General features: G+C 65.4%; 22 protein-coding genes. 15 read left to right on the top strand and 7 right to left on the bottom strand.

What is annotated here, in order from left to right; all coding sequences use genetic code 11:
* The first annotated feature begins 149 nt into the window (after positions 1-149).
* The gene (locus tag ACRQ5Q_RS16030) at positions 150-689 is read left to right on the top strand and encodes a hypothetical protein (RefSeq protein ID WP_439399818.1); all 540 of its coding nucleotides are present in this window, start codon (positions 150-152) and stop codon (positions 687-689) included.
* On the opposite strand, the gene pcaC is transcribed toward ACRQ5Q_RS16030, so the two are convergent.
* The 3 genes from pcaC to ACRQ5Q_RS16045 all read right to left on the bottom strand — a co-directional run bounded on the left by pcaC (position 651) and on the right by ACRQ5Q_RS16045 (position 3290).
* Entirely contained in the window at positions 651-1043 is a 393-nt protein-coding gene (gene pcaC / locus ACRQ5Q_RS16035; RefSeq protein WP_439369089.1) for a 4-carboxymuconolactone decarboxylase, read from the bottom strand. The two genes, ACRQ5Q_RS16030 and pcaC, sit on opposite strands and share 39 nt — an antisense overlap.
* A 93-nt stretch (positions 1044-1136) precedes the next feature.
* Positions 1137-1919 (bottom strand): 3-oxoadipate enol-lactonase, encoded by a 783-nt coding sequence (gene pcaD / locus ACRQ5Q_RS16040; RefSeq protein ID WP_439369088.1) that lies wholly within the window; start codon positions 1917-1919, stop codon positions 1137-1139.
* A gap of 15 nt (positions 1920-1934) precedes the next feature.
* Positions 1935-3290, bottom strand: coding sequence for a 3-carboxy-cis,cis-muconate cycloisomerase (locus ACRQ5Q_RS16045; RefSeq protein WP_439369087.1), 1356 nt, complete (start codon positions 3288-3290; stop codon positions 1935-1937).
* A 169-nt stretch (positions 3291-3459) separates the two neighbouring features.
* On the opposite strand from ACRQ5Q_RS16045, the gene ACRQ5Q_RS16050 reads away from it, so the two are divergent.
* The 8 genes from ACRQ5Q_RS16050 (at position 3460) to ACRQ5Q_RS16085 (ending at position 10335) form a co-directional block, all read left to right on the top strand.
* On the top strand, positions 3460-3906 hold the full coding sequence (locus tag ACRQ5Q_RS16050) for an SRPBCC family protein (protein WP_439369086.1): 447 nt from the start codon (positions 3460-3462) through the stop codon (positions 3904-3906).
* Positions 3907-4041: 135 nt separating this feature from the next.
* On the top strand, positions 4042-4527 hold the full coding sequence (locus tag ACRQ5Q_RS16055; RefSeq protein WP_439369085.1) for a (2Fe-2S)-binding protein: 486 nt from the start codon (positions 4042-4044) through the stop codon (positions 4525-4527).
* 27 nt (positions 4528-4554) lie between these two features.
* A complete protein-coding gene (locus tag ACRQ5Q_RS16060; RefSeq protein ID WP_439369084.1) occupies positions 4555-5361 on the top strand; it encodes an FAD binding domain-containing protein in 807 nt (268 codons plus the stop codon).
* Positions 5362-5424: 63 nt separating this feature from the next.
* The gene (locus ACRQ5Q_RS16065; RefSeq protein ID WP_439369082.1) at positions 5425-6348 is read left to right on the top strand and encodes an AAA family ATPase; all 924 of its coding nucleotides are present in this window, start codon (positions 5425-5427) and stop codon (positions 6346-6348) included.
* A gap of 145 nt (positions 6349-6493) precedes the next feature.
* On the top strand, positions 6494-7696 hold the full coding sequence (locus ACRQ5Q_RS16070) for a vWA domain-containing protein (protein ID WP_439369080.1): 1203 nt from the start codon (positions 6494-6496) through the stop codon (positions 7694-7696).
* Between the two features lie 10 nt (positions 7697-7706).
* The gene (locus ACRQ5Q_RS16075) at positions 7707-8030 is read left to right on the top strand and encodes an XdhC family protein (RefSeq protein WP_008564652.1); all 324 of its coding nucleotides are present in this window, start codon (positions 7707-7709) and stop codon (positions 8028-8030) included.
* Between the two features lie 2 nt (positions 8031-8032).
* Entirely contained in the window at positions 8033-8734 is a 702-nt protein-coding gene (locus ACRQ5Q_RS16080; RefSeq protein WP_439398872.1) for an XdhC family protein, read from the top strand.
* Positions 8731-10335 carry an NTP transferase domain-containing protein gene (locus tag ACRQ5Q_RS16085; protein ID WP_439398874.1) on the top strand — a complete coding sequence of 535 codons (1605 nt, stop codon included), beginning with the start codon at positions 8731-8733 and terminating at the stop codon, positions 10333-10335. Before ACRQ5Q_RS16080 ends, ACRQ5Q_RS16085 begins: the two co-directional genes overlap by 4 nt.
* A gap of 173 nt (positions 10336-10508) precedes the next feature.
* Here the strand turns inward: ACRQ5Q_RS16085 and ACRQ5Q_RS16090 are convergent, their stop codons facing one another.
* Positions 10509-10994: an avidin/streptavidin family protein gene (locus ACRQ5Q_RS16090; protein ID WP_439369077.1), complete on the bottom strand. Its 486-nt coding sequence runs from the start codon at positions 10992-10994 to the stop codon at positions 10509-10511.
* Between the two features lie 171 nt (positions 10995-11165).
* Here ACRQ5Q_RS16090 and ACRQ5Q_RS16095 point away from each other — a divergent pair, with 171 nt between their 5' ends.
* On the top strand, positions 11166-11555 hold the full coding sequence (locus ACRQ5Q_RS16095; protein WP_439369076.1) for a DUF4189 domain-containing protein: 390 nt from the start codon (positions 11166-11168) through the stop codon (positions 11553-11555).
* A 67-nt stretch (positions 11556-11622) separates the two neighbouring features.
* Positions 11623-12033 carry a DUF2000 family protein gene (locus ACRQ5Q_RS16100; RefSeq protein ID WP_439369075.1) on the top strand — a complete coding sequence of 137 codons (411 nt, stop codon included), beginning with the start codon at positions 11623-11625 and terminating at the stop codon, positions 12031-12033.
* 187 nt (positions 12034-12220) lie between these two features.
* Here the strand turns inward: ACRQ5Q_RS16100 and ACRQ5Q_RS16105 are convergent, their stop codons facing one another.
* The 3 genes from ACRQ5Q_RS16105 to ACRQ5Q_RS16115 are packed head-to-tail and all read right to left on the bottom strand — an operon-like array spanning position 12221 to position 13437.
* Positions 12221-12634 carry a GFA family protein gene (locus ACRQ5Q_RS16105; RefSeq protein ID WP_439369073.1) on the bottom strand — a complete coding sequence of 138 codons (414 nt, stop codon included), beginning with the start codon at positions 12632-12634 and terminating at the stop codon, positions 12221-12223.
* A 12-nt stretch (positions 12635-12646) separates the two neighbouring features.
* Positions 12647-13105, bottom strand: a complete 459-nt coding sequence (locus ACRQ5Q_RS16110; protein ID WP_439369071.1) for an SRPBCC family protein — start codon at positions 13103-13105, stop codon at positions 12647-12649.
* On the bottom strand, positions 13102-13437 hold the full coding sequence (locus tag ACRQ5Q_RS16115) for an ArsR/SmtB family transcription factor (RefSeq protein ID WP_439369070.1): 336 nt from the start codon (positions 13435-13437) through the stop codon (positions 13102-13104). Before ACRQ5Q_RS16115 ends, ACRQ5Q_RS16110 begins: the two co-directional genes overlap by 4 nt.
* A gap of 101 nt (positions 13438-13538) precedes the next feature.
* Between ACRQ5Q_RS16115 and ACRQ5Q_RS16120 the strand changes: the two genes are divergently transcribed.
* The 4 genes from ACRQ5Q_RS16120 to ACRQ5Q_RS16135 are packed head-to-tail and all read left to right on the top strand — an operon-like array spanning position 13539 to position 17252.
* Positions 13539-14234, top strand: a complete 696-nt coding sequence (locus ACRQ5Q_RS16120) for a TetR/AcrR family transcriptional regulator (protein ID WP_439398875.1) — start codon at positions 13539-13541, stop codon at positions 14232-14234.
* Positions 14231-15163, top strand: a complete 933-nt coding sequence (locus ACRQ5Q_RS16125) for an HlyD family secretion protein (protein ID WP_439369068.1) — start codon at positions 14231-14233, stop codon at positions 15161-15163. The genes ACRQ5Q_RS16120 and ACRQ5Q_RS16125 overlap by 4 nt, the downstream gene beginning before the upstream one ends.
* Positions 15160-16092 (top strand): ABC transporter ATP-binding protein, encoded by a 933-nt coding sequence (locus ACRQ5Q_RS16130; protein WP_439369067.1) that lies wholly within the window; start codon positions 15160-15162, stop codon positions 16090-16092. The genes ACRQ5Q_RS16125 and ACRQ5Q_RS16130 overlap by 4 nt, the downstream gene beginning before the upstream one ends.
* Entirely contained in the window at positions 16089-17252 is a 1164-nt protein-coding gene (locus tag ACRQ5Q_RS16135) for an ABC transporter permease (protein WP_439369066.1), read from the top strand. Before ACRQ5Q_RS16130 ends, ACRQ5Q_RS16135 begins: the two co-directional genes overlap by 4 nt.
* The last annotated feature ends 118 nt before the right edge of the window (positions 17253-17370 follow it).

Here is a 17370-nt window from a genome sequence, read left to right on the forward strand (position 1 = left end):
TCTGGTGCTGGCGATCCTGCCGCAAGGACGGCGTGGATCAGCCAGTTAAGGTAAACAAAGGGTTTAAATTGCCGCCAGCCTCTCATGCGAGTTAGCTCCCGGCAAAGCCTTCCCCTCGAAGGCGGATGGCAGGCGAAGCGGGTAGCGGCATGTTCAGGAATTGGCGGATCGGCTCAGTCAATGGCGCGCTGCTGGGGGCCTATTTCATCCCGGCCTGGGCGCTGGTCGCGTTCAACATCTTTGTTGAACCGGTGCACGGCCTCTACGAGCGTCCGAGCGTCGCGGTGGCGCTGTTCCTGAGCGATCATCTCCAGATGGCGGGGATAGACACGGTGCGTGCCGCCTGGCTGCTGGCGCTGGGACGGCTGACCGTCGTGGCGTTCTTCGTGATCCATCTCGCGCTGGTGTGCATTCCCCGGACCCGCAAGAACGGCGGCAGTGACGAGGCGCTCGCCATCGCGCTCTTGATCGGCAGCCTGATCTCGTTTGCCAGCATGGTCATGGCCTCGAAGGTCGGCGAGATGGCCGCCCTCCGCCTGCATGCCACCGAGCTGCTGCTGCTGCTGGGGGCCGCGATCGTGCTGGTGATCGAACGGCCGGAGGCGGCACCAAAGGCCGTCGCGGCCGCCGCGCCGCCAAGTCTTCAGCCGCTAGGACTTGAGCAGGCCGAGCTCCTGCACAATCGCTGAGGCTTCCTTGACGGCGTGGTTCGCCGCCGGCACGCCGCAATAGATCGCCTGCTGGAGCAGGACTTCCTTGATGTCATCGGGCGTGAAGCCGCCCTCGGCGAGCGCTGCACGCACATGCAGGCGGAATTCGTCCCATTGCCCGAGCGCGACCATGGTGCCGATCACGAGCACCCGCCGCGTGCGCTCGTCGAAATGTGGCCGGGTCCAGATCTCGCCCCAGGCGTAGCGCGTGATCAGGTCCTGGAAATCGGTGTTGAACGCATTGCGGTTGGCGATCGACTTGTCGACCCAGGCATTGCCCAGCACCTTGCGGCGCACGTTCATGCCGGCATCGCGGCGCTTCTGGTCGTCCATTCTATCCTCCTTCGCCTTGCGAGCGCAGCAATCCAGGATCTTTCCGCGGAGGCAGTCTGGATTGTTTCGCTGCGCTCGCAATGACGGCTGTGGCTAAGGCTGCGTCAGGAATCCCACCACCGCATCCGTGAATGCGTGCGGCTGTTCGACGTTCGAAATATGGGCGGCGTCGATGATGGTCATGCTGGCGCCCGGGATGTTGGAGCGGATCAGTTCGCCCGCCGAGACCGGCGTCGCCATGTCGTGGCGGCCGGCGATCACCAGCGTCGGGCTCTTGATCTTCGGCAACAGCGCGCGCTGGTCGAGCGTCGACAGCGCCTCGCAGCAGGCGAGATAGCCTTCGACGGGCGAAGCGAGCAACATCGATTTCATCCGTGCGGTGATCTCGGGCTCGCGCTCGCGGAAATCCTGCGTGAGCCAGCCCGCGAGCACCGTATCGGCGACCGCTGCGATGCCGCCCTTCTTCACCGCGTCGATGCGCTCCAGCCATCTGGTCGGCTCGGCGTAATAGCAGGAAGTGTTGGCGAGGATGAGCTTGCCGAAGCGCTCCGGCGCGTTGGCGCCGAGCCACTGCCCGACCATGCCGCCCATCGACAGCCCGCACCAATGCACCTTCTCGATGTTGAGGTCGTCGAGGATCGCGAGCACGTCGCGGCCGAAGCGCTCCATCGTGTAGGGGCCGGGCGGGACGTTCGACTTGCCATGGCCGCGGCGGTCGTAGCGGATGACGCGGAACACCTGCGTCAGCGCCTTCATCTGCGGCTCCCACATCTGCAGTGTGCAGCCGAGCGAGTTGGACAGCATCAAGGTCGGCCCGCCGTCGCGGCCTTCGACGGAGACATTGAGAAGGCAACCGTCGGCATCGATCATGGGCATGCGGCGTCTCCGTATCTATTCGCTGTCAAGGCTGCCGAGCAGCCGGTCGATCAAGGCCTGCGACGCCCCTTGATAGGCCATCGGCTCGAACAATGCCGCAATTTTTTCCGGCGTCAGATGCACGGTGACCTGCGAATCGGCTGACAGCACCTCGCGCAGATGCTTCTTCTCGGCGACCGCGCGCTTGCTCGCGGCCTCGATGAGATGATGGGCATCGCTCTTGCCGATCTTGTCCGCCAGCGCAAAGGTGACGGCCTCGGCCATGATCAATCCGTGCGTCGCGTCGAGATTGCTGCGCATCCGCGCGGCATCGACGTCGAGGCCTTCGGCGATGTCGACGATGGCGGCCAGCGCCCCGGAGGCGACCAGCATCAATTGTGGCAGCGTCGGCCATTCCGCGTGCCAGGGCCCGGCGCTGCGCTCGTGGTCCTGCACCTGGGCAGCAAGAATCGTCGCGGCGAGTTGCGGCGCCATGGTGGCTGCGCCCAGCGCGCTCGCCGCGGCCACCGGGTTGCGCTTGTGCGGCATGGTCGAGGAGCCGCCGCGGCCTTCGCCGGCGGGCTCGAAAGCTTCGCCGACATCGGTCTGCATCAGCAGCGAGACGTCGCGCGCGATCTTGCCGCAACTGCCGGCAAGAATCGCAAAGCTTGAGGCAGCCTCTGCGATACGGTCGCGATGGGTGTGCCAGGGCGCTTCCGGCAGCGGCAGGTCCAGCTCCTGCGCCAATCTTTCCGCAACGACGAGCCCCTTGTCGCCGAGGGCTGCGAGCGTGCCGGCGGCGCCGCCGAACTGCAGTGCCAGGCCCTCGCGGCGGAGCCGCCGCAGACGGCAGCGGGCGCGGGCGAGGCTCGATGCGTATTCCGCGGCCTTCAGCCCGAACGGCATCGGCAGCGCGTGCTGGAGCCAGGTCCGCGCCACCATGGCAGTGTTGCGATGGGCGCGGGCGAGCGCCGCAAACCCCTTGATCGCGCGGCTGAGGTCGGCATCGAGTGCATCGATGCCGGCGCGAACGGTGAGCATGGTCGCGGTGTCGATGACGTCCTGGCTGGTCGCGCCCCAATGCACGTAGCGCGCGGCCTCCGCATCGGCCTTGCCGACATTGGCGGTCAGCGCCTTGACCAGGGGAATCGCGAGATTGCCGGATCGCGTCGCGGCGTCGGCCAGGGCCGCGATGTCGAAGGAAGTCGCCTTGCAGGCGACTTCAATTGGCCCGACGGCGGCTGCGGGAATCACGCCCGTGGCGGCCTCCGCCCGTGCCAGCGCTGCCTCGAAATCGAGCATGTTCTGCAGGGTCGACTGGTCGTCGCAGACGGCGCGCATGGCTGGGCTCGACAGCATCGGCGCGAGCAGGGGGGAGAGGGATGTGCTCATGTTGCGCGGGACCTAACCATCATGGGCCGCCTCTGCCAATCCAAATCCGCTCGCGCAAGCTTTTTGCAGTTGCGAATATGCATTGAACGTGACCGGGGTGGCCTTTCCTTTGCGCCGTCCGTGCGTTACTTGAGCAACATTATTTTGATGCGATCTCGGGAGGCACCCCATGGCCATGACGATGAACGGCGAAGTCCAGCTCGCAGCGCCGCGCGAGGCCGTGTGGGCCAAGCTCAACGATCCCGAGGTGCTGAAGGCCTGCATCCCCGGCTGCGAGGAGCTGGAGAGGACCGACGACGGCGGCTTCCGTGCAACGGCAAAAATGAAGGTCGGGCCGGTGTCGGCGCGCTTCAAGGGCAAGGTGATGCTGTCGGATCTCGACCCGCCGAACGGCTACAAGATCTCGGGTGAAGGCGAGGGCGGGGTCGCCGGCTTCGCCAAGGGCGGGGCGGCGGTCAAGCTCGCGGAGAAGGACGGCGGCACGCTGCTCTCCTACGACGTCGAGGCGCAGATCGGCGGCAAGTTGGCGCAGCTCGGACAGCGCCTGATCAACGGCACGGCGAAGAAGCTGGCCGACGAGTTTTTCGCGAACTTCGCCAAAGCTGTACAGGGCTGAAACCTATCGCCTTTCGGCATGGCGGCTTGCGTCCGTGGTGATGTTGCCCCGGGGGACAATGGCCCATATGATGGGTTGGAATAATTATAAGAACCGCTTCGACGGGACCCGTCGGGGCGCTGATAGAGAGTGCTTATGGCAAAAATCTCCCTCATCGTGAACGGCAATCCTGTGACGGCCAACGTCGATCCCCGCACGCTTCTGGTGCAGTTCCTGCGCGAGAATCTGCGGCTGACGGGCACCCATGTCGGCTGCGACACCTCGCAGTGCGGCGCCTGCGTCGTGCATCTCGACGGCAAGGCCGTGAAGTCCTGCACCACGCTCGCCGTGATGGCCGACGGTCACGAGGTCAAGACGATCGAGGGACTGGCCGCCGACGGCGCGCCGCTGCATCCGATGCAGGAAGCCTTCCGCGAGCACCATGGCCTGCAGTGCGGCTTCTGCACGCCGGGCATGATCATGACCGCGATCGACATCGTGCACCGCAAGGGCCATGAACTCGACGACCACACCATCCGCGAGGAGCTGGAAGGCAATCTCTGCCGCTGCACCGGCTACCAGAACATCGTCGCCTCGATTTCCGCCGGCGCCAGGGCGATGGCGAAATCCGATCTCGCGTAACGCGCCTCCCGCGATCAGGACATTCAGATGTACGAATTCAAATATCATCGCCCTGGCACCGTGCGTCAGGCGGCCAACCTCCTGGTGAAGAACGAGGACGCCAAGGTGATCGCCGGCGGCCACACGCTGATTCCCGTCATGAAGCAGCGCCTCGCAAGCCCGCCGCATCTGGTCGACCTCTCCCACATCGAGGGGCTCAACACGATCGAGATGAAGGGCCGCTCGCTCGTGATCGGCGCCACCGCCAAGCACGCGGAGGTCGCGACCTCCGCGATCGTCGGTGAGGCGATCCCGGCGCTGGCGAGCCTTGCCGGCGGGATCGGCGATCCCGCCGTGCGCCACCGGGGCACGATCGGCGGCTCGCTCGCCAACAACGATCCGACCGCGGACTATCCGGCTGCCGTGCTCGCGCTCGGCGCCACCATCGTCACCAACAAGCGTCGCCTCAAGGCCGAGGAGTATTTCCAGGGCCTGTTCTCGACCGCGCTGGAAGCCGACGAGATCATCACCAGGGTGATGTTCCCGCTGCCGAAGAAGGCCGCCTATGTCAAATTCCGCAACCAGGCCTCGCGCTACGCGCTGGTCGGTGTGTTCGTCGCGCGGCGTCCATCGGACGTGCGTGTTGCCGTCACCGGCGCCGGGTCCGAAGGCGTGTTCCGTGTCACCGCATTCGAGGAGGCGCTGAAGAAGCGCTTCGCGTCGAAGGCGATCGAAGGCATCGAGGTGCCGGCGGAAGGGCTCAACAGCGACATCCACGGCAGCGCGGAATATCGCGCGCATCTCATCGGCGTCCTGACACGGCGCGCCCTTGATGCCGCCAACGCCAAGGGGTGAGGTGATCTCACCCCTCGGCACAAAGACTTGCCCCGTGAGGGGCGTAAACGAGACTGGCCTTTCATGACTTCAGCGGCCAATACTTCCGGTGCCATGCCGACATCGGTCGATGCGATGCTCGAACTCTTGACCTCGCGCGGCTATCTGGCCGAGCGGTCGCTGGCGACGGTGACATATCTGTCGCTGCGGATGGGCCGGCCGCTGTTCCTGGAGGGCGAGGCCGGCGTCGGCAAGACCGAGATCGCGAAGGTGCTGTCGGCAGCGCTGGGGCGGAAGCTGATCCGTCTGCAGTGCTACGAGGGCCTCGACGTCTCCTCGGCGGTCTACGAGTGGAACAGCGCGGCGCAGATGATCGCGATCCGGATGGCGGAAGCCGCCGGCGACACCGATCGCGATCAGCTCTCCTCCGACATCTTCGCCGACCGCTACATGATCAAGCGGCCGCTGCTCCAGGCGCTGGAGCCCGACGTCGCCGGGCCGCCGGTTCTGCTGATCGACGAGCTCGACCGCGCCGACGAGGCGTTCGAGGCCTACCTGCTCGAAATCCTCAGTGACTTCCAGGTGACCATCCCCGAATTCGGCACCGTGAAGGCGCCGCATCCGCCGATCGTCATCATCACCTCCAACCGAACCCGCGAGATCCACGACGCGCTGAAGCGGCGCTGCCTCTATCACTGGGTCGATTATCCCGCCGCCGAGCGCGAGCTGGCCATCGTCAAGACGCGCGTGCCCGACATCTCGGCAAAGCTCTCGCAGCAGGTCGTCCGTTTCGTGCAGGCGCTGCGCAACCAGGACTTCTACAAGTCGCCTGGTGTCGCCGAGACCATCGACTGGGCCACCGCGCTGTCCGAGCTAGATGCCCGCTCGCTGACGCCGCAAGTGGTCGGCGACACGCTGGGCGCGCTGCTCAAGTACCAGGACGACATCACCCGCATGCAGGGCGATGCCTTGCAGAAGGTGCTGAAGGAAGCGACGAGCGAGAATTGAAGCGCGCGCGTCATCACTACTCCCGTCATTCCGGGGCGACGCGCAAGCGTCGAGCCCGGAATCGATAACCACGATCGGGAGCATGGATTCCGGGCTCGCGCCAAGTGGCGCGCCCCGGAATGACGAGGGGATGGATACGAGACCCATGGCCATCAACCACCTTGCCCCCGAGCAGACCGAGCAGTTCGCCGACAACATCGTCGGCTTCGCCCGCGCGCTGCGTGCGGCGGGCATGCCGGTTGGACCGGGCGCGGTCATCGACGCCATGAGCGCGCTGCAGGTGATCGACATCGGCCACCGCTCCGATGTCTTCACGACGCTGGAGGCGATCTTCGTCAAACGTCATGAGCATGCGCTGATCTTCAAGCAGGCCTTCAACCTGTTCTTCCGGCCTTCCGAAGAATGGAAGCACATGCTGGATTCGGTGCCGCTGCCGGAGCAGGCCAAGAAGAAGCCGCAGGCCGGCTCCCGCCGCGTCCAGGAGGCGATGTCGCAGCCGCGCATGACCGAGACGCCGCAGCACCAGGAGCAGGATTTGCGCCTGTCGGTCTCCGACAAGGAGATCCTTCAGAAGAAGGATTTCGCGCAGATGAGCGCGGCGGAGATCACCGAGGCGCTCCATGCCGTCGAGCGGATGCACCTGCCGCAGGCCGAGCTGCTGACGCGCCGGCATCGGCCTGATGCTCGCGGCCTGCGCCTCGACCTGCGCCGGACGCTGCGCGCGTCCTTACGCACCGGCGGCGACATCATCGACATCCACCGTCTCGGCCGGATCGAGAAGCCGGCACCGATCGTGGCGTTGCTCGACATTTCGGGCTCGATGAGCGAATACACCCGCCTGTTCCTGCATTTCCTGCATGCGATCACGGACGCGCGCAAGCGCGTCTCGGTGTTCCTGTTCGGCACCCGCCTCACCAACGTCACCCGCGCGCTGCGCCAGCGCGATCCGGACGAGGCGCTGGCGAGCTGCTCGGCGTCGGTCGAGGACTGGGCCGGCGGCACGCGGATCTCGGCCTCGCTGCACAACTTCAACAAATTGTGGGCGCGGCGTGTGCTGAGCCAGGGCGCCATCGTGCTCCTGATCTCCGACGGGCTGGAGCGGGAGGCCGATTCCAGGCTCGCTTTCGAGATGGACCGGTTGCACCGGTCCTGCCGGCGGCTGATCTGGCTCAACCCGCTGCTGCGGTTCGGCGGCTTCGAGGCCAAGGCCCAGGGCATCAAAATGATGCTCCCGCACGTTGACGAATTCCGCCCGGTACATAATTTGAGTTCGATCCAGGAGCTGATCACCACGCTCTCCGAGCCGCTGCCGCCGCATCACCGCAGCCTGATCCGCTCCGCAGCTTGAGAGGCCAGCCATGCTCGATCGCGACGAGGACATCCTGAAGGCGGCGGAGGACTGGCAGAAGGCCGGCCGTGGCGTCGCGCTCGCCACCGTGGTCGAGACCTGGGGCTCGGCGCCGCGCCCGGCCGGCTCGAGCCTCGTCATCAACGACGAGGGGACCTTCCTGGGCTCCGTTTCCGGAGGCTGCGTCGAGGGCGCCGTGGTCACCGAGGCCATGGACGTGATCGAGAGCGGCAAGCCCAAGATGCTGGAATTCGGCGTCGCCGACGAGACCGCCTGGAATGTCGGGCTGTCCTGCGGCGGCACCATCCGCGTCTTCGTCGAGAAGGTCGGCTAGCCGTGAAGCTCGCGATCCTGCACGAACTCAATACCGAGCGTGCCGCGCGTCGGCCAGTGATCCTTGTTACCGACACCGAGAGTGGCGAGCAGCGCCTGGTGAAGGCCGCGGACTTTCCCAAGGACCCGCTGCGCGCCGAGCTGGAAAAGCAGCTTCGCATGGGCAAGAGCGCCAATGTCGAGGCCGGCGGCAAGAAACTCTTCCTCAATGTCTACGCGCCGACCGCAAAGCTCGTCATCATCGGCGCGGTCCATATCAGCCAGGCCCTGGCGCCGCTGGCGCGCTCGCTCGGCTACGACGTCACCGTCGTCGATCCCCGCACGGCGTTTGCGAGCCCCGAGCGCTTCCCCGACATTCCGCTTGTTGCCGAATGGCCTGATACCGCGCTGCCGCCGCTCAACGTCGATGCCTATACGGCGTTCGTCGCAGTGACACACGATCCCAAGATCGATGATCCAGCGCTGCTGCATGCCTTCGAGCGCAACTGCTTCTACATCGGCGCGCTCGGCTCGCGGAAGACGCACGCCAAGCGCGCTGACCGGCTGCGGGCGCAGGGCGCCAAAGAGAACGACATCGCGCGCATCCACGCGCCGATTGGGCTGGCAATCGGCGCGGTCTCACCGTCCGAGATCGCGGTGGCGATCATGGCCGAGATCACCGCGGTGCTCCGCCTCCCACCCAAAGAAAAAGAAGAAGCGGCATGAAGTTCGGCCCGGCGAGCCCCAGGGATGCAATCGGCGGGGTGACCGTCCACACCCTGCGCCAGGGACCGCTGGTGTTGAAGAAAGGCACGACGATCGGCCCTGCCGAGGTCGAGCAGCTCACGCGCGCCGGGATCAAGGACATCGTCGTGGTGCGGATGGAAGAGGGCGACGTCTCCGAGGACGTCGCGGCCGCCAGCATCGCGCTTGCCGTCGGCGGGGAGGGCATCCATGTCGAGCGCGCCTTCACCGGCCGCGCCAACCTGTTCGCCGCGCAGCCGGGCGTGCTGGTGATCGATCGCGCCGCGGTCGATCGCATCAACAATATCGACGAGGCCATCACCTTTGCGACGCTCACCGCCTACAAGCCGGTGGTCGAGGGCGAGATGGTCGGCACCGTCAAGATCATTCCGTTCGGCGTCGAAGGAAGCTTGCGCGATGCCGCGGTGAAGGCGGCGGGCAAGGACGTCCTGAAGATCGCGCCTTACGTGATCAAGCGCGTCGGCGTGGTCTCGACGCTGCTGCCAGGGCTGTCGTCCAAGGTGATCGACAAGACGCTGCGCGTCACCGCCGAGCGCCTCGCGCCGGCCGGCGCCAGCATCATCGCCGAGCGGCGGGTCCAGCACGACGAGCGCGCGCTGTCGGCCGCGATCAAGGAATTGCTCGGCTTGGGAGCCGAGCTCGTCATCGTGTTCGGGGCCTCCGCGATCGCCGACCGCCGCGATGTCATCCCCGCGGCCGTCACCGGCATCGGCGGCGAGATCGAGCATTTCGGCATGCCGGTCGATCCCGGCAATCTCCTGCTGATCGCCCGCGCCGGCAATGTGCCGGTGCTGGGCGCGCCGGGCTGTGCGCGTTCGCCGGTCGAGAACGGGTTCGACTGGGTCCTGATGCGGCTGCTCGCCGGCATCAAGGTGACGCGCTCCGAGCTGATGGGCATGGGCGTCGGCGGCCTCTTGATGGAGATCGTGACGCGACCACAGCCGCGCGCCCAGCCGGAGACCGAGGGCAACAGCCAGGTCGCGGCCATCGTGCTCGCGGCCGGGCGTTCCACGCGCATGGGCGGACCGAACAAGCTGCTCGCCGAGCTCGCCGGCAAGAAGCTGGTGCGGATCGCGGCCGAGCAGGCGCTCGCGTCGAAAGCATCCGAGGTGATCGTCGTCACCGGCCACCAGACCGAGCTGGTCGAGCAGGCGCTGCAAGGCCTCAAGTTGAAGTTCGTCAGGAATCCGGATTTCGCCGGCGGCATCGCGAGCTCGGTCAAGGCCGGCATCGCGGCCGTGCCCGAGACCTGCGATGGCGCCCTGGTTTGCCTCGGCGACATGCCGCTGATCGATGCCGGCCTGATCGATCGCCTGATCGACAGCTTTGCGCCGGACCGTGGCAATCTCATCGTCGTGCCCGTCAGCGAAGGCCGCCGCGGCAATCCCGTGCTGTGGTCGCGCCGCTTCTTCAAGGAGTTGATGACGCTGGACGGCGACGTCGGCGCGCGGCATCTGATCGCCAAGCACACCGAGGCCGTCGCCGAAGTGCCGGTGGATGGTGAGAGCGCCTTCCTCGACATCGACACGCCGCAGGCATTGGAAGCGGCGAGACGGGGATGACTGTGCCGTGATGCCGTGGGGTGGGTTAGCCTTGCGGCTGCGCGAAGCGCACGCGCTGGGCATAACCCACCATATTTCCGCGTTTGCCGAACGAAGGTGGTCGATTACGCCGTGCGGACTGCGCTTCGCGCAGCCGCGAGCTGATCCACCCTGCTCACCACCTTCGCCGCTCGCTACTTCTTCGTGTTCGACAGCTTCTCGCTGGCGGCCTTCAGCTCGACGCCACTCCCCGTCAGCAGGGCCTTGTCGCCGCTCGAGAACGTGAAGGTGTCGGCGCCCGCGCTGATGCCGTTCCATGCGACGGCCTCGGCGAGCGACAGATACCACAGTCCCTGGAATCCAGATGAGTTATTGAGCTGTCCGGTCCAGACGGTGGTCGAGCCGCAGCCGAGGAAATTCACCGAGAAGCTGATCGCGGTGCCGTTGTTGCCGGAGGCCAGCCAGCCCGTTACGCCCTGCGGCTTGCCCTCATCGCAACTGCTTGCCGCGTTGTTGGTGTAGGTCCCAGCGATCGCGCCCGTGCTCTGGTTGAAGCTGGTGATGGCCAGCGTCGAGCCGTACTGATTGGTCCAGGTCCAGTTCACCGACTGCGCATGCGCCGATCCGATCAGGCACGTCGATGCGATTATTCCAAAGAGCATTCCATTGATTCGATGCATGGCGGTTTCCTCCGGCCGTTTGCCTGGCGCTTCCAGCTGCAACCACCTTAAATAATGCGGTTTGGTAACACAACTAAAAGGTGCATCCAAGCTTTCAACCAGCCATTCACCATCTGGAAACGACCGCCGCTTAGAGTTGCCGCCACCTGCCTTGGGGGTGAGGGGTTTTCCATGGCTTCGAATGTCGTCGCGCGCCGTTGCGCGATGTTTTTCTTTGCGCTGTCGGTCTGTGTTGCCGGTGCCCGCCACATCACGAATGCGCATGCCGCCGGTGCCTTTGCTGTCGGCAAGTGCGGTGCCTATGGCCAGGCTTTTGACTACGGCGCGGAGCACGAAGCTCGCGCCGCGGCGCAGAAGCAGTGCAAGGGCGACTGCACGACCGTGACGATGAAGCGTGCCTGCGCGGCGATGTCGGTTGATCTCGCCAATCCCTGCGGTGCCTATGGTTATGCGGTGAAGCCGAAGATCTCTGCTTCGCTCAATGCCGCCACGCGCGAATGCTACAAATATGGCGGCAAGGAATGCGTGATCCGCGCCTGGGCCTGCGACGCCAAGGGCTGATTTCTCTTGCTGTCGTTCCGGGGCGATGCGTAGCATCAAGCTTCGAGAATGACAGTTGAGGAACGATATGCAGTTCGACACCAAGATCGCCGTCGTGATCCGCACCGATCTTCAGGCCTGGCAGAAGCTCAACGTTGCGTCCTTTCTCACCAGCGGCATCGCGGCTGCGTTTCCCGAATGTATCGGTGATCCCTATGAGGATGCTTCGGGCACGAAATATCTTTCACTGATCGGCCAGCCGATCCTGATCTACGGTGCCGATGGTCCTGCCTTGTCGCGCGCACTCGATCGTGCACTGACGCGTAACGTCAAGCCCGCCGTCTACACCGACGACATGTTCAAGACCACGCATGATGCCGCCAATCGCGAGGCGGTGAGGGCGGTCGCGCGTACCGATCTCAATCTCGCCGGCATCGCGTTGCGCGCCGAACGCAAGGTGATCGACAAGATCGTCGATGGCTTGAAGTTCCATAGCTGACCCGGCCGTCCAGCTATCCGTCGCGGCGCTGTCACCCGGCATCGAACGGCGGCTTCGCCGAATATGTCATCGCCTCGGCCGCCTTCCCGGCCAAGCTGCCGGCGAAGATCGATTCTCTGCGAGCGCGCCGGCCTCTCCCGCAAGCGGGAGAGGCGAAGCAAGCCCGCAGACGGGGTGCTATCGCTGCTCATCCCGGCGGCATGCCCTCGAATTTCGGCAAGTCCGGGTCGAACTGATCCCAGCCGTGCCCGCGCGCGGCGTAGGTCACGGCCTGCGGCTTGTAACGGGCGGGCTCGTCCAGGCTTGCGGCGCGGATGGTGAAGATGTCGGGCATGGCGGCGAAGGTCAGGTAGACCGGCAGGCCGCATTGCGGGCAGAAGCCGCGCGTCTTCACGTTGCCGCTGTCGCCGACCATGTCCCAGTGCTTCGCCTCGCCGCTCAGCGTGACGCCCGCGCGCGCGAAGGTCGCGTAAGAGCCGTGGCCGCTGCCGCTTTCCCGCTGGCAGTCCCGGCACTGGCAGTGATTGCTGAACAGCGGCTCACCGACGATCGAATAGCGGATCGCGCCGCAGGCGCAGCCGCCGGTATAGGGCTTGTCCATCGCAATAACTCCTTACTCGCCGCTGATCTCGTCGAGCTGGCGGACGACCTTCTTCCAGCCGCCGCTCATCACCGTGTAGGCCGACTCGTTCCTGGGCAGGACGAAGCCGGCATGAACCAGGCGGATCCGTGTGCCGGCTTCGACCGGGGTGAGGGACCAGGTCACGACGGTGTCGAGCGGCGCGCCGTAGCCGGTGTTGCGCTCATCGCCGCCCTTCCAGGCGTAGACGAGGCGGCGGTTCGGCACGACCTCGATGACCCGGCAATGGATGACGCCGTCCCAATTGCCGCCCGGTTTGGTCTGGAACGTGAAGGCGTTGCCTTCGACGGCTTCGAAGCCGGTCGGCTGCATCAGCCAGCGCGCGATCAGTTGCGCGCTGGTCAGCGCCTTCCAGATCGTCTCGGCCGTGTGAGGGAACACCTCGTCGATGACGATGTCTTTTGTTTCGGCTTGCAACGCGGCTGCACTCACGGATCGATCTCCTTCAAGAGGTCCCGCAGATTCTGGAAGCGCTCGCGCCAGAAGACGCCGTAATGATCCATCCAGGTCACCAGTGGCTCGAGTCCTTGCGGCGCGGCGCGGTAGTAGACGTTGCGGCCCTCGGCGCGCTCGGCGACGAGGCCGGCCTGCTTCAGCGACTTCAGGTGCTGCGAGACGGCTCCTTGGGTCACGCCGCTGCCGCGCGTCAGTTCGGCGACGCTGATCTCCTTGCTCTCGAATACACGCTCGAACACGGCGCGCCGCGTCGGATCGGCGAGCGCACGCATGACGGTGGTGACGGGGTTTGGGGTGGCTTCAAGCATGTAAATTAATTAGCGGTGGCTAATGCATTAGTCAATGCTAATTCATTCCTGGACTGCCTCACCGTCTTGACTATGACTGACCGGTCAGTCATAATCTTCAAATGAACAAGAAGCCGACTAAATCCGATCCGCCGTCTGCAACTCGCGCCAGCGCGAAGGGCTCGGCGCCTGCCGGCACCATGGAGGTACCCGCCTCGAACCGCGCCACGCGCGCGGCGGAGCGGCGTACGGCGATCGTGGAGGCTGCGATGGAGGAATTCATCGCCCGCGGCTTTGCCGCGACCAGGCTCGACGACATCGCCAAGCGCGCCGGCGTCGCCAAGGGCACGATCTACCTGCACTTCAAGGACAAGGAATCGATGTTCGAGGAGCTCGTGCGCATCGTCATCGTGCCTGTCGTGGCGCGGCTGACCACGCTGCCGCCTCCGGCGGGCTCGGTGCGCGACCTGATCGAGACCTTCGCCGGCAATTTCCTGAAGGAAGTGATCGGCACGAGGCGCGGCGATTTGGTGCGCCTGATCGTGGCGGAGGGGCCACGTTTTCCAGCGGTCGCCGACTTCTATTACCGCGAGGTGGTCTCGCGCGGGATCGCCGCCATGCGCGCGCTGATCGAGCTCGGCATCGCCCGCGGCGAGATCCGCGAGAAGGACCTCGCGCGCTATCCGCAGATCCTGGTCGCGCCCGCGATGATCGCGGTGATCTGGCAGAGCCTTTTTGCGCGGCATGCGCCGCTCGACGCACAGGACATGCTGCGCGTCCATCTTGATTTGATTTTTGGCGAACGGAGGACGACATGAGGTCGTCGCGAACCATCTCTCACCTCATCCTGAGGAGCGCGGAACGCGCGTCTCGAAGGATGCGGGCCCGGCTGTGGCTCCTCGCCCTTCGAGACGCCGCTTCGCGACTCCTCACGGTGAGGGATCGACAGAAGTATCTGACGCGGCTCTGCTCCATCGCAGTTCTCGTGCTCGCGACCGGCCTTGCTGCTTGCAAGGAGAAGCGTGAACCTGGCTTCCAGGGCTGGGTCGAGGCCGACATGATCTATGTCAGCCCCGATGAAGCGGGCCGGGTGACGAAGCTCAACGTGCGCGAGGGCGACGAGGTCAAGGTCGGCGATCAGCTCTATTCCGTCGACGACGACCTCCAGCTCGCCGATCTGAACCAGCAGAAGGCGACGCTGGCGAATGCGCAGCAGACCTACGACCGCGCGGCCTCGCTCAGCAAGACCGGGGCGGGCACGCAGGCAAATCTCGACTCGGCCGTCTCCGCCCTGCGTGTCGCGGAAGCGCGGGTGGCGACGTCGGAGACGCGGATGGCACGGCGCAAGGGTTTTGCGCCGGTCGCCGGCACCATCCAGCAGATCTATTTCCGCGAGGGCGAGATGGTCGCGGCGCAGCGGCCGGTGCTCTCGATCATGCCCCCCGGCAACATGAAGCTGCGCTTCTTCGTGCCGGAGACCGAGCTGCCGAAGCTTGCGATCGGCGACACGGTGCGGATCGCCTGCGACAATTGCGCCGCCGATCTCACGGCAAAGATCTACTTCATCGCCACCTCGGCGGAATACACCCCGCCTGTCATCTACAGCCTCGAGGAGCGCAACAAGCTGGTCTATCTGATCCAGGCGCGGCCCTCGCGTCCCGACGCTCTTCGCGTCGGGCAGCCGATCGACGTCTACCTCAACCCCAAGACTTCTGAAATCAAGACACCCGTGGCGGACAAGCGATGAACGGCGATAGCGGCATCGCGATCGACGTCAAGGGCCTGTCCAAGTCGTTCGGCGGCCGCGAGGTCGTGCACGATCTGTCGATGCAGGTGAAGCGCGGCTCGATCTACGGCTTCCTCGGGCCGAACGGCTCGGGCAAGACCACCACCATCCGCATCCTCTGCGGTCTGCTCACGCCCGACAGCGGCGAGGGCACCTGCCTCGGCTACGACATCCGGCGCGATGCCGAGAAGATCAAGCGCCAGGTCGGCTACATGACCCAGCGCTTCAGCCTGTACCAGGACCTGTCGGTGCGCGAGAATCTCGAATTCGTCGCACGGCTCTATGGCCTCGCTGACGCACGCGGCGCGGCCCGGGACATGATCAGGCGGCTAGGGCTGTCGGGGCGCGAGGAGCAGCTTGCGGGCGAGCTCTCCGGCGGCTGGAAGCAGCGGCTGGCGCTCGGGGCCTGCACGCTGCCGAGCCCAAAGCTGCTGCTGCTGGACGAGCCGACGGCGGGCGTCGATCCCAAGGCGCGGCGCGATTTCTGGAACGAGATCCATGCGCTCGCGGCCGACGGCCTCACCGTCCTGGTCTCGACCCACTACATGGACGAAGCCGAGCGTTGTCACGAGATCGCCTATATCGCCTACGGCCATCTGCTCGCGCACGGCACGGTGGAGGAGGTGATCGCGAAGTCGGCGCTCACCACCTACACCGTCACCGGAGAGGATCTGAACGGGCTTCAGGCCGCGCTCACCGGAAAGCCGGGCGTGGACATGGTGGCGCCGTTCGGGACCTCGCTGCACGTCTCCGGCCGCGACGTCGCCGCGTTAGAGGCCAGCATCGCGCCCTGGCGCGACAAGAGCGGCCTGCACTGGCATAAATCATCGCCGTCGCTCGAAGACGTCTTCATCGAGCTGATGAGCCGCTCCAGGGACAATTTCCAATGAGCGCAGCCGATCAACCCGCCCCGACGCACGAAATCCGCGAGCACTTCGGCTTCTGGAGGCGCTCCTATGCGATGCTGATCAAGGAGTTCATCCAGCTCCGGCGCGACCGCGTCTCGTTCGCGATGATCGTGATGCTGCCGGTGATGCAGCTCCTGTTGTTCGGCTATGCCATCAACACCACGCCGCACAACCTGCCTAGCGCGGTGCTGCTGCAGGAGGATTCCGATCTCGCCCGCTCGATCCTGAAGGCGCTGGAGAACACCGCCTATTTCCGTTTCCTCTACGAGGTGCGCGACGTCGACGACTTCGACAATCTCTTGAAATCCGGCAAGGTGCTGTTCGGCGTCGAGATCCCGCGCGGCTTCGAGCGGGCGGTGCGGCGCGGCGACAAGCCGGCGCTGCTGGTCGCGGCCGACGCCACCGATCCGGTTGCGGCGAGCTCGGCGATCGGTTCGCTCGGTACGGTCGTGCAGACCGCGCTCAAGCACGATCTCTACATCGGCGATCCCCCGGAGATGCCGTTCGAGATCCGCGCGCATGCGCGTTATAATCCGGCCGCGTCGTCGAGCCTCAACATCGTGCCGGGCCTGGTCGGCACCATCCTCACCATGACCATGCTGATCTTCACCGCGCTCTCGGTGACGCGCGAGGTCGAGCGCGGCACCATGGAGAGCCTGTTATCGATGCCGATCAAGCCGGTCGAGGTGATGTTCGGCAAGATCATCCCTTACGTGCTGGTCGGCTTCGTCCAGGCCTTCCTGATCATCGGCATCGGCGTGTTCCTGTTCGGCGTGCCCGTGCTCGGCAATCTGTTCCTGCTGGCGCTGCTCTCGACGCTGTTCATCACCACCAATCTGTCGATCGGCTACACCATCTCGACATTGGTGCAGAACCAGCTCCAGGCGATGCAGATGTCGATGATGTTCTTCCTGCCGAGCATTCTGCTGTCCGGCTTCATGTTCCCGTTCGCAGGAATGCCGGCCTGGGCGCAATATGTCGGCGAGGCCTTGCCGCTGACGCATTATTTGCGCATCGTCCGCGCCATCATGCTGAAGGGCGCGAGCATGCAGAACCTGCGCTTCGACGCGCTGGCGCTGGCCGCCCTGATGCTGATCGCCATGACCATCGCCGTGACGCGCTTCCGCCGCACGCTGGATTGAGGCAAAATAGCCCTCGGGAGCCATTCCGGGGCACGCGTAGCGTGAGCTATGGTGCGCAATTGTGCACCTGAGAATCTCGAGATTCCGGGTTCGCGCCTGGGTCGCGCCCCGGAATGAC

This window comes from Bradyrhizobium sp. PMVTL-01 (assembly GCF_051861855.1).
In the GTDB taxonomy this organism is placed as follows: Bacteria; Pseudomonadota; Alphaproteobacteria; order Rhizobiales; family Xanthobacteraceae; genus Bradyrhizobium.

What these genes read in the sequence shown, in the direction of transcription:
- ACRQ5Q_RS16065 (WP_439369082.1), top strand. Translation starts at nt 5,425, where the DNA reads ATGACTTCAGCGGCCAATACTTCCGGTGCCATGCCGACATCGGTCGAT.
- ACRQ5Q_RS16115 (WP_439369070.1), bottom strand. Translation starts at nt 13,437, where the DNA reads ATGCTTGAAGCCACCCCAAACCCCGTCACCACCGTCATGCGTGCGCTC.
- ACRQ5Q_RS16125 (WP_439369068.1), top strand. Translation starts at nt 14,231, where the DNA reads ATGAGGTCGTCGCGAACCATCTCTCACCTCATCCTGAGGAGCGCGGAA.
- ACRQ5Q_RS16085 (WP_439398874.1), top strand. Translation starts at nt 8,731, where the DNA reads ATGAAGTTCGGCCCGGCGAGCCCCAGGGATGCAATCGGCGGGGTGACC.
- ACRQ5Q_RS16100 (WP_439369075.1), top strand. Translation starts at nt 11,623, where the DNA reads ATGCAGTTCGACACCAAGATCGCCGTCGTGATCCGCACCGATCTTCAG.
- pcaC (WP_439369089.1), bottom strand. Translation starts at nt 1,043, where the DNA reads ATGGACGACCAGAAGCGCCGCGATGCCGGCATGAACGTGCGCCGCAAG.
- ACRQ5Q_RS16070 (WP_439369080.1), top strand. Translation starts at nt 6,494, where the DNA reads ATGGCCATCAACCACCTTGCCCCCGAGCAGACCGAGCAGTTCGCCGAC.
- ACRQ5Q_RS16050 (WP_439369086.1), top strand. Translation starts at nt 3,460, where the DNA reads ATGGCCATGACGATGAACGGCGAAGTCCAGCTCGCAGCGCCGCGCGAG.
- ACRQ5Q_RS16075 (WP_008564652.1), top strand. Translation starts at nt 7,707, where the DNA reads ATGCTCGATCGCGACGAGGACATCCTGAAGGCGGCGGAGGACTGGCAG.
- ACRQ5Q_RS16055 (WP_439369085.1), top strand. Translation starts at nt 4,042, where the DNA reads ATGGCAAAAATCTCCCTCATCGTGAACGGCAATCCTGTGACGGCCAAC.
- ACRQ5Q_RS16060 (WP_439369084.1), top strand. Translation starts at nt 4,555, where the DNA reads ATGTACGAATTCAAATATCATCGCCCTGGCACCGTGCGTCAGGCGGCC.
- ACRQ5Q_RS16030 (WP_439399818.1), top strand. Translation starts at nt 150, where the DNA reads ATGTTCAGGAATTGGCGGATCGGCTCAGTCAATGGCGCGCTGCTGGGG.
- pcaD (WP_439369088.1), bottom strand. Translation starts at nt 1,919, where the DNA reads ATGCCCATGATCGATGCCGACGGTTGCCTTCTCAATGTCTCCGTCGAA.
- ACRQ5Q_RS16045 (WP_439369087.1), bottom strand. Translation starts at nt 3,290, where the DNA reads ATGAGCACATCCCTCTCCCCCCTGCTCGCGCCGATGCTGTCGAGCCCA.
- ACRQ5Q_RS16095 (WP_439369076.1), top strand. Translation starts at nt 11,166, where the DNA reads ATGGCTTCGAATGTCGTCGCGCGCCGTTGCGCGATGTTTTTCTTTGCG.
- ACRQ5Q_RS16090 (WP_439369077.1), bottom strand. Translation starts at nt 10,994, where the DNA reads ATGCATCGAATCAATGGAATGCTCTTTGGAATAATCGCATCGACGTGC.
- ACRQ5Q_RS16130 (WP_439369067.1), top strand. Translation starts at nt 15,160, where the DNA reads ATGAACGGCGATAGCGGCATCGCGATCGACGTCAAGGGCCTGTCCAAG.
- ACRQ5Q_RS16105 (WP_439369073.1), bottom strand. Translation starts at nt 12,634, where the DNA reads ATGGACAAGCCCTATACCGGCGGCTGCGCCTGCGGCGCGATCCGCTAT.
- ACRQ5Q_RS16120 (WP_439398875.1), top strand. Translation starts at nt 13,539, where the DNA reads ATGAACAAGAAGCCGACTAAATCCGATCCGCCGTCTGCAACTCGCGCC.
- ACRQ5Q_RS16135 (WP_439369066.1), top strand. Translation starts at nt 16,089, where the DNA reads ATGAGCGCAGCCGATCAACCCGCCCCGACGCACGAAATCCGCGAGCAC.